The sequence below is a fragment of the Streptomyces sp. BPTC-684 genome, from assembly GCF_030028635.1.
GTDB lineage: Bacteria > Actinomycetota > Actinomycetes > Streptomycetales > Streptomycetaceae > Streptomyces > Streptomyces noboritoensis.
Genome location: NZ_CP124863.1, coordinates 6,395,040 through 6,408,426, shown reverse-complemented (window position 1 = coordinate 6,408,426; position 13,387 = coordinate 6,395,040). Strand labels below are relative to the sequence as shown.

13 protein-coding genes are annotated in these 13,387 nt (G+C 73.1%); 7 read left to right on the top strand and 6 right to left on the bottom strand.

Features of this window, described 5'->3' with window-relative positions; genetic code table 11:
* Positions 1-5: 5 nt before the first annotated feature.
* Positions 6-371, bottom strand: coding sequence for an ATP-binding protein (locus tag QIY60_RS28580; RefSeq protein ID WP_283145050.1), 366 nt, complete (start codon positions 369-371; stop codon positions 6-8).
* A 769-nt stretch (positions 372-1,140) separates the two neighbouring features.
* On the opposite strand from QIY60_RS28580, the gene QIY60_RS28575 reads away from it, so the two are divergent.
* Positions 1,141-1,776 carry a hypothetical protein gene (locus QIY60_RS28575; RefSeq protein ID WP_283145049.1) on the top strand — a complete coding sequence of 212 codons (636 nt, stop codon included), beginning with the start codon at positions 1,141-1,143 and terminating at the stop codon, positions 1,774-1,776.
* 32 nt (positions 1,777-1,808) lie between these two features.
* Positions 1,809-2,024, top strand: a complete 216-nt coding sequence (locus tag QIY60_RS28570) for a hypothetical protein (protein ID WP_283145048.1) — start codon at positions 1,809-1,811, stop codon at positions 2,022-2,024.
* Positions 2,025-2,158: 134 nt separating this feature from the next.
* Here QIY60_RS28570 and QIY60_RS28565 read toward each other — a convergent pair whose 3' ends face one another.
* Positions 2,159-3,415, bottom strand: coding sequence for an MFS transporter (locus QIY60_RS28565; protein ID WP_283145047.1), 1,257 nt, complete (start codon positions 3,413-3,415; stop codon positions 2,159-2,161).
* Positions 3,416-3,477: 62 nt separating this feature from the next.
* On the opposite strand from QIY60_RS28565, the gene QIY60_RS28560 reads away from it, so the two are divergent.
* Both QIY60_RS28560 and QIY60_RS28555 read left to right on the top strand, forming a co-directional pair.
* Positions 3,478-4,368: an ArsR family transcriptional regulator gene (locus QIY60_RS28560; protein WP_283145046.1), complete on the top strand. Its 891-nt coding sequence runs from the start codon at positions 3,478-3,480 to the stop codon at positions 4,366-4,368.
* 136 nt (positions 4,369-4,504) lie between these two features.
* Positions 4,505-6,151, top strand: coding sequence for a sigma-70 family RNA polymerase sigma factor (locus QIY60_RS28555; protein ID WP_283145045.1), 1,647 nt, complete (start codon positions 4,505-4,507; stop codon positions 6,149-6,151).
* Between the two features lie 12 nt (positions 6,152-6,163).
* Here QIY60_RS28555 and QIY60_RS28550 read toward each other — a convergent pair whose 3' ends face one another.
* Positions 6,164-8,245, bottom strand: coding sequence for a SpoIIE family protein phosphatase (locus QIY60_RS28550; protein ID WP_283145044.1), 2,082 nt, complete (start codon positions 8,243-8,245; stop codon positions 6,164-6,166).
* A 476-nt stretch (positions 8,246-8,721) separates the two neighbouring features.
* Here QIY60_RS28550 and QIY60_RS28545 point away from each other — a divergent pair, with 476 nt between their 5' ends.
* Entirely contained in the window at positions 8,722-9,123 is a 402-nt protein-coding gene (locus QIY60_RS28545; RefSeq protein ID WP_283145043.1) for an STAS domain-containing protein, read from the top strand.
* An 11-nt stretch (positions 9,124-9,134) separates the two neighbouring features.
* On the top strand, positions 9,135-9,647 hold the full coding sequence (locus tag QIY60_RS28540; protein WP_283145042.1) for an ATP-binding protein: 513 nt from the start codon (positions 9,135-9,137) through the stop codon (positions 9,645-9,647).
* 42 nt (positions 9,648-9,689) lie between these two features.
* On the opposite strand, the gene QIY60_RS28535 is transcribed toward QIY60_RS28540, so the two are convergent.
* The 3 genes from QIY60_RS28535 to QIY60_RS28525 all read right to left on the bottom strand — a co-directional run bounded on the left by QIY60_RS28535 (position 9,690) and on the right by QIY60_RS28525 (position 12,103).
* Entirely contained in the window at positions 9,690-10,190 is a 501-nt protein-coding gene (locus tag QIY60_RS28535) for a DUF6328 family protein (RefSeq protein ID WP_283145041.1), read from the bottom strand.
* A 294-nt stretch (positions 10,191-10,484) separates the two neighbouring features.
* Positions 10,485-11,471 carry a xanthine dehydrogenase family protein subunit M gene (locus tag QIY60_RS28530; protein WP_283145040.1) on the bottom strand — a complete coding sequence of 329 codons (987 nt, stop codon included), beginning with the start codon at positions 11,469-11,471 and terminating at the stop codon, positions 10,485-10,487.
* A complete protein-coding gene (locus QIY60_RS28525) occupies positions 11,468-12,103 on the bottom strand; it encodes a 2Fe-2S iron-sulfur cluster-binding protein (protein ID WP_283145039.1) in 636 nt (211 codons plus the stop codon). The genes QIY60_RS28530 and QIY60_RS28525 overlap by 4 nt, the downstream gene beginning before the upstream one ends.
* 188 nt (positions 12,104-12,291) lie before the next feature.
* Between QIY60_RS28525 and QIY60_RS28520 the strand changes: the two genes are divergently transcribed.
* Complete coding sequence (locus QIY60_RS28520; protein ID WP_283145038.1) at positions 12,292-13,383, top strand: glutamate--cysteine ligase; 1,092 nt, start codon at positions 12,292-12,294, stop codon at positions 13,381-13,383.
* Positions 13,384-13,387 lie beyond the last annotated feature (4 nt).

Here is a 13,387-nt window from a genome sequence, read left to right as displayed (position 1 = left end):
CACGGCTACAGCGGCACCAAGACCTGGATGCGCTTGCCCCCCGCGGGCAGCAGGCTGACGGTGACGCTGGTCGCCAGGCGGCAGATCATCGGCCAGCCGTAGCCGCCGGGGGCGAAGTCGCCGCTCGGCTCCTTCGTCGACGGCAGCCCGGTGCTCGCGTCCTCGACCACCAGCCGCAGCCCCACGCGGTCCGCCGTCGCCTCGAAGGCGGTGACGCCGCCCGCGTGCCGCAGTGCGTTCGTCACCAGCTCCGACGTCACGAGCAGCGCGTCCGCGACCACCGGATTCCGCGTCGACAGCGGCGATCCGCCCAGCGCGGCGCCCAGCAGCGCCTTGACGCGCCCGCGCGCCTGCGCGGCGTCGACCGGCACGAGTCCGGTCCTCCATGTAGGAGCCGTCTCCTCACTCACCTCACTGCCCCCGTCCTGCATGCGGAACCGCCCGCACTCACCCCCTGCGCACTTGCCCAGGGCTCCCATGGGTCAATCCCCTCTCGCTTTCGCGAAGGAACCGCCTCGCCCACCGCCGGGCCGGACCGCACAGGGTACGGGGACGGGGGGCGGCCCCGTCGCGACGGGGGACGCGACGGGGTCTGGGGTTTCGGGTGCCCCGGGGCGACGGGGTCATGCTCGTGATGCCGGTCACACCCCACGTGGCAGCACGGGCACCGGCAGTCGTGCGCCCGGTCGGTTCTCGGTCGGGACCACCGCCCAGCAGCCGTTGGTGCACCACACGTCCTTGCCGCCGTTGTCAGCTGGAGGTTGACCACGGCGTCCTCGGTGTTCTTTCCGTTGACGCCGCCCACGCCAGTCCGATATCCCGTCCGAATTCCGGCAACCGCACCCTCGGGGGCTATTGTTGACGATGCATCAGACAGTGGTTTCATCCTGGGTGAACTTTCGCGGTAGCCGACTTGGACCCACCTACCACGCCGGCCGTAGGACGTGTTCAACAGCCAGTGCCCGTGAGCATGATCGAGAGATTCACCGTTTCTCTCATCAACTCTTTAGTGTGCAGGCGATTCAGACGGGCTGCGTTTGTTTGGGTCAGGTGTGTATCTTTTTAGAACTCGCCTGTGCTGTGCCCGCAGCAAGGGCCGGCATCCGGCGGCAACATCCAGCACGAGGAAAGCGAACTCCCATGGCGGACGAGCCGGACACCAGCACACTCAAGAACCAGTACGCGGCGCGTGTCACCGCCGACCTGGAAGCCAACCAGCAGGACCAGACACGTATCCGCGCCGAACTCGACACGCTGAAGGGCCAACTCGAAGCCCTGGAGCGGGACCACGGTCTGCTGCAAACCATGCAGCACACCCTCGGCGGCGCCCCGGCGAAGGCCGTTCCCGCGAAGGCCACTCCCGCGAAGGCCGCCGCACCGGCCAAGGTGCCCACCCCGCGGACGAAGAAGGCCGAGGTCAAGACCGCGGCGGCCAAGCCCGCGCGGACCCCGCGCAAGAACACCGCTCCGGCGAAGACCGCTTCCCGGGCCAAGGCGGAGACCTCCGGCCCCACCCTGCGGGAAGTGGTGTTCGGCCTCTTCGCCGGACACCAGGAGCCGCGTACGGTCGCCGACATCCTCACCGAACTGACGGCCGCCCACCCCGACCGCACCACCAGCCCCCAGGTCGTCCGCAACACCCTCGAAGCGCTCGTCGCCAAGGGCGAGCTGGAGCGCGAGCGCAAGCAGGGCTCCGTCTTCTACACCGCCCCGGACAAGGCGCCCGCCGCGGCGGCCGGGACGCCCACCGCCGACGCCGTTCCCACGAAGGCCTGACACCTCTCATCCGCCGGGGTTGAATCGGGTCGATGGCTTTCTCGCCGTACGGCATCAACCGCACGGAGCGCGGCGGACAGCACCTGTCCGCCGAGCCCCGTGCCCCTGGTCAGGCGCAACGGCCGGCGGGCCGGGTGCGCGTCACCACATCGCCGATGCCGGTGGTCACGTCGAGCCACACCACCTGGCGGCCGCGCGCCACGGTTGCACGACATCCGCTCCCCGCGCACACCCTCACCGGTGAGTGAGGCCGCCGGGAACTGCCAGAGCTTGGCGAGCGACTTGTTGCGGTATTCGATGTCGGGTATCCGGGCATGGAAGCGATGATGCGGGGACCATCAACGGGGCAGGCGCGGGCAGGGACGGCTTCCGGCCCTGCCCCCTACGCACGCACGCGCCGCACGGTGGTGAGGAACACCGGCACCACGGCGAGCAGTTCGCCCAGTGCTCCCACCCACAGCGCCGTGCGCGCGCCGAAGTGCTCGCCCAGGGCGCCGCCCAGGAGTGCGCCGATCGGCATCGAGCCCCACACCACGAAACGGAACGTCGCCGTCATCCGGCCCAGGAGCGGTGGCGGGCAGAGCTGCTGGCGCAGGGCCACCGAGGTGATCTTGAAGGTCATGAAGGCCGTCCAGCCGAGGCCCTGGAGCGCGACGGCGAGCGCGAAGCGCCAGTCGGACTGGTAGAAGGGCAGCGCGAGCAGCCAGAGCACCCCACTGGTCAGTACGGACAGACACATCGCCGGTCCCTGGCCGAGCCGGGCGGCGATCCTCGTGGTGAGCAGACTGCCGAGGAAGCCGCCGACCGCCTCCGCGGTGAAGACCAGGCCGCACAGGAACGGGGAGAGGCCGAGGTCGCCGGCGAGCAGGACGAGGAGCATGGCCGCACCGACCGTGCCGCACAGGTTGGAGATCGCCGAGGTGAGTGTCAGTGCCCGCAGGGTCCGGTGGGCGAAGAGGAAGCGCAGCCCTTCGGTGATCTCGGCCCGCAGCCCCGGCGCCGTCGTCGACGCGGGCGAGGCCGTGTCGGGGCGGCGGACGCGGGTGAGGAGGAGCGCGGAGGCGAGGTAGCTGACGGTGTCCACCGCGACGGCGAGGGGCGCGGTGAGCGCGCCGATGAGCGCGCCACCCGCGCCGGGGCCCGCGGCCTGGGTGAGGGTGCGACTGGCCTCCAGCTTGACGTTGGCCTCCATCAGCCGGGTGCCGTCGACGAGTTGGGGGAGGTGGCTCTGGGCGGCCACGTCGAAGAACACCGTGCACACGGACATGCCGAAGGCCACCGCGTACAGCTGGGGCAGACTCAGCACGTCCAGCGCGCTCGCCACGGGGACCGAGGCGAGGAGTGCGGCGCGGCCCAGGTCACCGGCGACCATGACCCTGCGGCGGCGCGCCCGGTCCACCCACGCCCCGGCGGGCAGGCCGAGCAGCAGGAAGCCGAGGTACTCGAACGTCACGAGCAGACCGGCCTGGAAGGGGGTCGCGTCGAGGGCGCCGATGGCGATGAGGGGAAGGGCGAGGACCGTGACGGCCGTACCGGCCTGGCTGACCGTGTCGGCGGCCCAGAGCCTGCGGAAGTCGCGGTCGCGGAGCAGGGCGCCGGGCCGAGCCGGAGTGGTGTCCGTGGAGCAGGAGAGCGTCATGATCGCGCACTCCACCACCGGCGGGACGGCCGGGCCATTGTTTTAGTCTGACCGAAAACGTCATGGGGCGATCGGGGGCGCGGGACATGGGAGCGGTGCGGTTCGGGGTGGACGATCTGGTCAACCTGCGGTTCGCGATATCGCCGTTGTGGGAGACGGTGGCGAGTCTGCGGGCCTCGGAGGACCCCGGACGGCACGCCGTTCATCTGCCGTGGATCAAGAAGGCGTCGGCTCTGCGCCAGGACCGCGAGCTGGCCCGCTGCCTTGAACCGCTGCGTACCGAACTCGTCGCCTTCGAGCCCCCTCCCCCACGGTGTCCGCTCGCCGAGATCGAGGAGGAACTCGCGCTCGCCGGGATGCCTTCCGAGGTGGGCGACGCGGTGCTCGCCTGGTGGCGGGCCGCCGTACAGCCGTACTGGCCGCGCATCCGTGCCGTCCTGGAGGCCGACGTCGTCCACCGCACCCGCCAACTGGCCGAGGACGGCATCCAGGAGGTGTTCGCCCACCTCCACCCCACCCTGCGGTGGACACGGGACCGGCTGGTGTCGGTGGATCTGCCGCCGGGCGAGGCGGGGCTCGACGGGGGCGGGATCACCCTGGTCCCCACCGCGTTCGCCACCCGTTGCCGCCTCCTGCCCGGCCGGGGCCCGACACCGCCCTGCGTCCTCTACCCCGCGCGCGCCGTGGGCACCCTGTGGGAGCGGCGCGGGAGCGCCGACGAGGGCCTGGCCCGTCTGCTCGGCCGCAGCCGCGCGCAGGTGCTCGCCGATACGAGCTCACCGGCCACCACCACACAGCTGGCCGCGCGTACGGGCCTCAGCCTCGGTGCGGTGTCCCAGCACCTCGCCGTGCTGCGCGACGCCGGTCTGGTCACCAGCCACCGCTACCGGCGCGAAGTCCACTACACGGCCAGCGGCATGGGTCTCGCCCTGCTCGGGCGGCGGACGGTGTGACACCGCACGGCCGAGAAAAAGATTTCCTCCACGTTTTCGTTATCCGCCGGTCCCCCACCGATCTCCCACGGTGGAGAAGCAGTCGGTTGGAACCCGGAGACCACCGGGGCCCGGGGAGAGTGGACGAGGCGTGAACATGAAGTACGGGACGGCGACGGTCGAGGCGGCGCGAGCCGGTGACCAGCAGGCCCAGGACGAGCTCGTCGCGGCCTGCCTGCCGCTGGTCTACAACATCGTCGGCCGGGCGCTGAACGGTCACGCCGACGTCGACGACGTGGTCCAGGAGAGCGTGCTGCGGATGCTCGACGGCCTGGCGGGGCTGCGGGATCCCGGCAGCTTCCGGTCGTGGGTGGTGGCCATCACCATGAACCAGCTGCGCCAGTACTGGCAGCGCGCCCGCACCCGGCCGGACGGCACCGGCATCCAGGAGACGTCCGACCTGCCCGACCCCGGCGCCGACTTCGTCGACCTGACGATCCTGCGACTCGGGCTCTCGGGGCAGCGCAGGGAGGCCGCAGAGGCCACCCGCTGGCTGGAGTCCGAGGACCGGGGGCTGCTCTCGCTGTGGTGGCTGGAGACGGCGGGGTACCTGACCCGTGCCGAGGTGGCCGCGTCGCTCGAACTGTCCCCGCAGCACACGGCCGTACGCGTGCAGCGCATGAAGGAGCGGCTCGACGCGTCGCGCCAGGTGGTACGGACCCTGGCAGGTGCCCCGCGCTGCCACGAACTCACCGGCCTGCTCTCGCTCTGGGACGGTGTGCCCTCCGCGCTGTGGCGCAAGCGCATCACCCGGCACACCCGCGTGTGCCCGGTCTGCTCCGGCCTCGCCAGTGGACTCGTACCGCCCGAGGGCCTGCTGGCGGGGCTCGCGCTGGTGCCGGTGGCTTCGGCGGCCGGTCTGTTCGCGGCCCTGGCCGCACACCGGGGCACCGCGCCCATGGCGTACGGGATGGCCGAGGTGCCCCCGGCGCCCGGCCGCCACCGCCAGGCACCCCGTGGCAAAGGCGCGCGCGCCGAGGCGGCGACCCGGGGCGAGCTCCGCCGCGACCGCGCCAGGCGTCGGCGCCGGGCCGCCGCGGTGCTGGCGGGCGCCACCGCGATAGGCGGCCTCGCCGTGGTCATCCACGTCTCGTCGGATCCGTCCGCGCCCCGCACCGCGGTCGCCGACGCCCCGGCCGACGCCGCCGTCACGGCGGCGGGCCCCGACGGCGCCACCGCCACCGGACCGACACCCACGCGAGCGTCCAACTCGCCCTCCCCGAAGCCGAGTTCATCGCCGTCACCGAGCCGCTCGGCCGCTTCGCCGAAGCCGTCCGCGCACAGCCCCGCGCCGCACAGCACGGCCGCGCGGACTCCCGCGCCGCACACCCCCAGGGTGCCGAACTCCCTCGCCAAGCAGGGGTCGGCCGCCCAGCAGGTGATCGCGCTGGTCAACACCGAGCGGGCCAAGAACGGCTGCGGCCCCGTGAGCGACAACTCCCGGCTCGCCACGGCCGCGCAGCGCCACTCCGACAACATGGCGGCACAGGGTTTCTTCGACCACACCGACCCCAGCGGGGCGGGTCCGGGCGAGCGCATCCACGCCGCCGACTACCAGTGGTCCACCTACGGCGAGAACATCGCCCGGGGCCAGCAGAGCCCGGCCGACGTCATGAACTCCTGGATGAACAGCCCCGGGCACCGCGCGAACATCCTCAACTGCGCCTTCAAGGAGCTGGGGGTGGGGATCCACAACGGCCCCGGAGGCCCTTGGTGGACCCAGGACTTCGGCACGCGGATGTAGGTGTGAGCCCGGTCAGGTGGCCGTGAGGGCGTGGGCCCGGGCGATGAGCAGGGCCACGTCGTCATGGGTGTCCGGGCGGCGCAGGGCGGCGAGCAGGAAGTCGCAGGTGTCCTCCAGCGGGCGGCTGGGGCCGGTCAGCAGATCGGTGAGGGTCGCAAGGCGGGTGTCGATGTCCTGGTCGCGGGTCTCGATCAGACCGTCGGTGTACAGGACGAGGTCGTCGCCCGGGTCGAGGGTGACGGCCGTGGTCGAGAACGGGACGCCGCCCACGCCCAGCGGCGCTCCGGTGGGCAGGTCGAGGAGCCGGGGCGGGCGGCCGGGCCGCAGGTGCACCGGGGGCGGGTGCCCGGCGACGGCGATGTGGCACAGGTGCGTGTGGGGGTCGTAGAGCGCGTACACACACGTCGCCGTCGCATCGCCCAGGTCGGCGGTGGCGGCGTCCAGATGGGTCAGTACGGTGGCGGGGTCCAGGTCGAGCCGGGCAAGGGCTCGGGCCGTGGCGCGCAGTTGGCCCATAGTGGCGGCGGCGTTGATGCCGCTGCCCATCACATCGCCGACGACCAGGGCCGTACGGTCGCCGCTGAGGGCGATGACGTCGAACCAGTCGCCGCCGGTCTCGTCGTCGGCGGCGGCCGGCTGGTAGCGGTAGGCGATGTCCAACCCGCGCGGGGCGGCGGGGCGTTGGGGCAGCAGGTGGCGCTGGAGCATCAGAGCCGTCTCGCGCTGGCGCTGGTACCAGCGCGCGTTGTCGATGGACACGGCCGCGCGGGCGGCGAGTTCGGTGGCGAGCAGTACGTCGTCCTTGCTGAAGGGGGCGGGGTTGCGGGCGCGTTTGAGGTCGAGCGCGCCGAGGACCTGGCCGCGGGCGATGAGGGGGACGGCGAGGTAGGAGTGGACTCCTGCGGCGGCGAGGAGGTGCACGGCGGCCTCGTCGCGGGCGATGCGCGGCAGGTCCTGGGGGCGCACCCGGGGGACGAGAACGGGGCGGCCGGTGCGGGCGCACTGGGTCACCAGCCTCGTGGGGCCGTAGAGGGCGACGTCGCCGACCGGGTCGGCGGCTTCGGTTGCGGGTGTGGGGTAGGCCGCGTTGAGCGCCAGCGCGCGGAACCGCACGGCGCCGCCGTCCGCCTCCCCCGGCCGGGGACCGGCCAGGACGGTGTCGAGCACGTCGACGGCCGCGATGTCGGCCACCTCGGGGACGGTGACGTCGGCCAGCTCGCGGGCCGTCACCTCCAGGTCGAGGGTGGTGCCGATGCGGACGGACGCGTCCGCGATCAGTGAGAGCCGGCGCCTGGCCTGGGCGGCGGAGACGGCCGCCTCGTGCTGCTCGGTCACGTCGACGACGGACACCGCGACGCCGAGGACGTGACCGGCCTGGTCGTCGAGCCGGTACACCGACACCAGCCAGGCGTGGTCCCGCTCGGGGTCGGCGGCGGTGCGGCCGGTGGTGAACTCGTCGAGCACCGGGCGCCCGCTCGCCATCACCTCGCGCATCCTCGCCTCGACGGTGGTCCCGTCCAGGAACGGCAGTACGTCGACGATCCGGCGCCCCAGGTGCTCGTCGGCCGGAACGCCGTTGATGCGCTCAAGGGCGGGGTTCACCAGGACGTACCGCAGCTCGGTGTTGAGGACGGCCAGGCCGATGGGCGACTGGTCCACGAGCCGCAGCGACAGGGCCAGATCGCGCTCCACCCGCCGCAGCGTGGCCTGCTCGGAGGCCAGGCCCAGCGCGAACATACGGCCGTTGTCGGCTTCGAGGCGCACGTTGCGGAACTCCACGAGGAGGGTGCTGCCGTCCTTGTGCCGGACGGGGAACACCCCCGCCCAGGTGCCCTCGCCGGACATCACCTGGGCGAACAGCCGCAGCACCACGTCGCGGTGCTCCTCGTCCACCAGCAGCTTCGCGGCGTACTGCCCGAGCGCCTCCTGGGCGGTGTACCCGTACACCCGCTTGGCCTGCGGACTCCACAGCCGGATGCGGCCCTCGGCGTCGAGGACGACCGCGGCCACCCCGAGCACGTCCAGCAGGCCACCGGCCACCAGCGACGGATCTCTCGCCCCCGAACGGGCCGGGAAGGACTGCGCACCAGCCATCACCGGCCTCCTCACCCGTACGCCCCGGTGCGGGACACGCCCGCTGGCCAGGCCCAGGCCGATCGGCACGACTTTCCGCCTTCCATGCTGCGCCCGGACACCCGGGCGTGCGACCGGGCGCGGGCCGCGGTCGGCCGAACGGCGTGCGGAGCGGCTCGGCGGCGGCCGTCACTTCCGGTGGCGTCGGCCCCGCAGGCCGAACAGTGCCCCTCTCCCGTACTCCGGATTTCTCACACTGCCTGCCGGGTCACCCCGTATCAGCAGCTCAAACCGGGGCGCGGCCGATACGGGGCACGGGCCGGGGCACTCTCGCCCGGCTCGGCCGTACCGATCGCGGAAGCGTGCCCGGCCGGGCAGGATGGGTGGGCCGGGCCCACGCCCCGCCCGAGCACTGGAGCGCCGATCATTGGGCACTCTTCCTACAGGCGCCCGGTGCGGAGCACCACCGAGCAGTGGCGAAGGAGACGGGTGGACCCATGGCACCGGACACGAGCGACGACTCGTACGACTTGGGCACCGCCGGGGGCAGACGGTTCGCCGTCGCGGCACGGCGGGTCGGCGGGGCCGCGGTGCTCTCGCTCACCGGTGAGCTGGACCACGACACGGTGGAGCCGTTGCGTACCGCCCTGGCGGAGCAGATCGCCGCCGCGCCGGAACGGATCGTGGTCGACTGCGCCAGTCTGCGGTTCTGCGACTCGACGGGGCTGAACGCACTGCTGCGGGCACGGACGGCGGCCACGGAGGCCGCGGGCGCCGGCATCGAGCTCGCCGCGCTCCAGCCGCCCGTGGCCCGGATGTTCGAGATCACCGGTGCGTACGCGGTGTTCCGCATCCACGCCGACCTGGACCAGGCGCTCGCGGGCCGCCCGCCGGAGTAGCGGAGCAGGCGATGGGCGACACGAGCCGGGCCGGGCGGAGCCAGATGCGGCGCCTGGAGCTCTTCGGTACGAAGGGCGTGGTGACCCGCTGCCGCGACTTCACCGCGCACGCGCTGGCCGACTGGGGGTGGACCACGACCGCGCGGGAGGACGACCGCGCGCGTGTGGCCGATGTGCTGCTGCTCGTCTCCGAGGTCGTCACCAACGCCTGTCTGCACGCGGGCGGCCCCCGGGAGCTGGTGCTGCGCCACGAGGACGGCCACCTCCGGGTGGAGGTCGCCGACGCCAGTCCCGTCGCCCCCGCACGCCGCTCCCGGGCCCCCTCGCTGCCGGGCGGCCACGGCCTGATGGTGCTCGACCGGCTCGCCGGGGACTGGGGCTCGATTCCGCTGGGAACGGGCAAGGTGGTGTGGCTGGAGGTCGCGCTGCCGTCGCGGGCGGAGCGCAGTCACTCAGCGGGGTACCGCCACCCACCTGAGAGCCTTCGAGATGCCCGTGGGCCGTTCGACCGTCCGGCCCGCTGACGGGCCTGCCCCGCGCGGCCCCTTTCGCTCTGAGGCGAGTGCTCAGTCCGCCGCGCCCTCCGTGTGCCGGTGCCGCACCCACAGCGGTAGTACGAACCAGCACGCCAGGTACCAGGCCACCACGGCACCGACCAGCCACGGCCAGTACCCGCCGCGCGCGGCCACCCGCAATACCAGGACGAGCGAGGAGGTCATCGTGGCAAGGAGGAGTACGAGCCCGACGACGGTGAGCCGAGAGGCCCAGGCGACGGCGGTCGGTTTGATGTGGCGGCCGGCGAGGAGCCGGTGGAAGGAGACCGGAGCCACCAGGGCGCCCGTGGTCGCCGATCCGAGCACGACCGTACAGACGTAGATCGCCTTGTCGGTGTCGCCGAGTCGCTGGAAGAGCGGGGTGAAGGCGACGGTCAGGAGGAAGCCGAAGAGGATCTGCACGCCCGTCTGGGCCACCCGGACCTCCTGGATGAGGTCGCCCCACTTGCGGTCCGCGCGCCCCTCGGCGGTTTCGTCACGCCCGGTGCGCAGCTTCCTGTCGTCGCCGTCCATCGCAGCCTCCTGCCACTTCCCTCGCTCCGGGCACGGCCACCCGCCCCCGCGTTGCGCGAGCGGTCACGCATCGGTACCCGCTCGCCCGGATCGCAATCCGGCGGGGCCGGGGTGCGCCCGATGTCGTGTTCCTGGCGTCGCCGGTCGCCTTCGCGCGCCCCTCCCGGCGCTCGACCGGCGCACCCGGGGCGCTCGGGGCGCTCGGAGTCGGCCCCACGGCGGCTCTCCTCTCGGGGAGTCGGGGCCGGGCGCCCGGCGCGCCCCGGGCGTCGAGGGCCGGGCGACGGGCCCCGGTCAGGTCCGGGCGGTCAGCGAGCCGAGCACTTCGCGGGCGAGGTCGCCGGCGAGCGACACCTTGTACGCGTTGTCCCGCAGCGGGACGGCGGCGGCGAGCTCGGCCTCCACGGCCCGGGCGACCGCCTCGGGGGTGGGCGCGCTGCCCAGCAGCGCGGCCTCCGTACGCCGGGCGCGCCACGGGCGGTGGGCCAGACCGCCGAAGGCGACCCCGATGTGCCGGACCACCCCGCCCTCCACCTGGACGGCGGCGGCGACGGAGGCGAGCGCGAAGGCGTACGACGCCCGGGCCCGCGCCTTGCGGTAGCGCGAGACGGCGCCAGCGGGCAGGGGCGGCAGCAGCACCCCGGTGATCAACTCGCCGGGGCGGATCACGGTGTCCTGGTCGGGGCTGTCCTGCGGCAGCCGGTGGAATTCGGTCAGCTCGACCGTCCGGCCCCCGCCCGGCCCCGCCATCTCGACCACGGCGTCCAGGGCCGCGAGCGCCACGGCGAGGTCGGAAGGGTGGGTGGCGACGCAGTGTTCGGAGTGGCCGAGCACCGCGTGGTCGTGGTTGACGCCGTCCAGGGCGCCGCAACCGCTGCCCGGCACCCGCTTGTTGCACGGCTTCGCCAGGTCCTGGAAGTAGGCGCAGCGGGTGCGCTGGAGGAGGTTTCCCGCCGTGGTGGCCACGTTGCGCAACTGGCCCGAGGCGCCGCTGAGCAGCGCCTGCGACAGCACCGGATACCGCTCGCGGACCAAGGGGTGCGCGGCGAGGTCGCTGTTGCGCACGGTCGCGCCGAGCCGCAGCGCACCGTCGGGCAGCTCCTCCACCCGGTCCAGGGGCAGCCGCGTGATGTCGATGAGCACCTCGGGCCGTTCCACCCCGAGCTTCATCAGGTCGACGAGGTTGGTGCCGCCGCCCAAGTACCGCGCCTCCGGGCGGCCCGCGTGCGCGACGGCCGCCTCCTCGACGCTCCCGGCCCTCACGTACAGCACCGGCTTCACGCGGTCACCTCCCGCGCGGCCGCGTCCCGTACGACCACTTCCTGGACGGCCTCCACGATGTGCGGATAGGCCCCGCAGCGGCACAGGTTGCCGCTCAGCCGTTCACGGATCTCCTCGGCGGTCAGGCGCACGGGGGCGTCGGTCGGCCGTTCGGTGTCGGTGACGACCGACGGCCGGCCGGATCTGGCCTCCTCCAGCATGCCCACGGCCGAGCAGAGCTGCCCGGGTGTGCAGTAGTCGCACTGGAGCGCGTCCCGGTCCAGGAACGCCTGTTGCAGGGGATGCAGCTCGCCGTCCGCGCCCGCCGCCTCGGCGAGCCCCTCCACGGTGACGACCTCGCACCCCTCCTGCGCGACCGCGAGCAGCAGACAGCTGTTGACCCGTCTGCCGTCGACGAGCACGGTGCACGCCCCGCACTGTCCCTGGTCGCAGCCCTTCTTCGAGCCGGTGAGGGCGAGGTGCTCGCGCAGCAGCTCGAGGAGCGTGGTGCGGTGGTCGAGCTCGACGACGTGGACGGTGTCGTTCACCCGCAGGGTCACGCGCGAGTGCGTGGGCGGGAGCACGCCGCCGCGGTCGGCCGGTTCGGAGTCGGGCTCGGGGCTGTGCTCGCGCGGGCGTTCGCTGGCTTCCATCCTCACGGCTCCTCGGTCTGACGGGTCGGCGGCTTCTCCACCCTCGTACAGCCGACGTCCTCCGGCATCTCGGCGGCCTCTCCCGCTGCTCCGCGCGCCGGTCGTGCGCCGTTGCGCCGGGCTCGTACCGGCCGACTGGCGCAAACGCACACCGGTTCGAGCGGTCCGGAGGCGGGTAACCACCTGTCATGCTCACCTTTGGGGTCGAAGAAGAGTATTTGCTGGTGGACCCCGTGACCGGCCGGCCCCTGCCCCGTTCGGAAGAGGTACGGGCGCTGACCGGACCGGACACGGTCGAGGAGCCGGAGGTGCAGGCCGAGCTGCTCCAGGCTCAGGTGGAGGTGGCGACCCCGGTCTGCCTGGCGCTGGCGGAGCTGGGCGGCCATCTGGTGCGCCTGCGGCACACGGTGGGGACCGCGGCGGAGCGCGTGGGCTGCAGAGTCGCCGCCGTGGGGGCCGCCCCCGTCAACGGCGCGGGCCCCGTCCCGGTCACTCCGCGGCCCCGCTATCTGGCGATGCAGACGAACGCGGGGCAGTTGGTCGACGAGCAGCTGATCAACGGCATGCACGTGCACGTCGGAGTGCCCGACCGGGAAGTCGGCGTCGCCGTCCTCAACCGGATCCGCGTCTGGCTGCCCACCCTGCTCGCCATGTCGGCCAACTCGCCGCTGTGGCACGGCCGCGACACGGGGTTCGCCAGCTGGCGCACCCTCGTCTTCAGCCGCTGGCCCGTCAGCGGACCCCCGCCGCGCTTCGCCGACCTCGACGACTACGAGAGCCGTACGGAAGCGCTCATCACCTCCGGGGCGGTCAGCGACAGCGGACAGCTCTACTGGCACGCGCGCCTCTCCGAGCGCTACCCCACCATCGAAGTGCGCTGTCTCGACGTGCAGGTGCGGGTCGACGAGGCGGTGATGCTCGCCGGGATCATCCGCGCCCTGGTCGCCACCGCGATCCGCGAGCACAAGGACGGCGACCCCGTGCCGGAGTGCCCGCTCGAACTGCTCCAGGCCGCGACCTGGCGCGCCGCCCGGGAAGGCCTCAACGGCGTCCTCCTCGACCCCGCCGGACAGCGGCGCAGCTGCGGCGACGTGCTGTGCCAGCTGGCCCGGCACATCGGCCCCGCCCTGGAGGCGTCGGGCGACGGCCTTGAGGTGAACTCCATGATGCAGCGGCTCCTGCGCCGGGGAACGGGCGCCGACCGGCAGCACCGGGCGTTCACGGAAGGCGGCATTCCGGCGGTGATCGGCCTGGTCACGAGCGAGAGCGTCAGGACGTAAGCGC

Coding starts and splice junctions, on each gene's coding strand:
- QIY60_RS28535 (WP_283145041.1), bottom strand. CDS start 10,190: ATGGACGGCGACGACAGGAAGCTGCGCACCGGGCGTGACGAAACCGCC.
- QIY60_RS28520 (WP_283145038.1), top strand. CDS start 12,292: ATGCTCACCTTTGGGGTCGAAGAAGAGTATTTGCTGGTGGACCCCGTG.
- QIY60_RS28570 (WP_283145048.1), top strand. CDS start 1,809: ATGGCTTTCTCGCCGTACGGCATCAACCGCACGGAGCGCGGCGGACAG.
- QIY60_RS28525 (WP_283145039.1), bottom strand. CDS start 12,103: ATGGAAGCCAGCGAACGCCCGCGCGAGCACAGCCCCGAGCCCGACTCC.
- QIY60_RS28575 (WP_283145049.1), top strand. CDS start 1,141: ATGGCGGACGAGCCGGACACCAGCACACTCAAGAACCAGTACGCGGCG.
- QIY60_RS28560 (WP_283145046.1), top strand. CDS start 3,478: ATGGGGCGATCGGGGGCGCGGGACATGGGAGCGGTGCGGTTCGGGGTG.
- QIY60_RS28565 (WP_283145047.1), bottom strand. CDS start 3,415: ATGACGCTCTCCTGCTCCACGGACACCACTCCGGCTCGGCCCGGCGCC.
- QIY60_RS28545 (WP_283145043.1), top strand. CDS start 8,722: ATGGCACCGGACACGAGCGACGACTCGTACGACTTGGGCACCGCCGGG.
- QIY60_RS28555 (WP_283145045.1), top strand. CDS start 4,505: ATGAAGTACGGGACGGCGACGGTCGAGGCGGCGCGAGCCGGTGACCAG.
- QIY60_RS28540 (WP_283145042.1), top strand. CDS start 9,135: ATGGGCGACACGAGCCGGGCCGGGCGGAGCCAGATGCGGCGCCTGGAG.
- QIY60_RS28550 (WP_283145044.1), bottom strand. CDS start 8,245: ATGGCTGGTGCGCAGTCCTTCCCGGCCCGTTCGGGGGCGAGAGATCCG.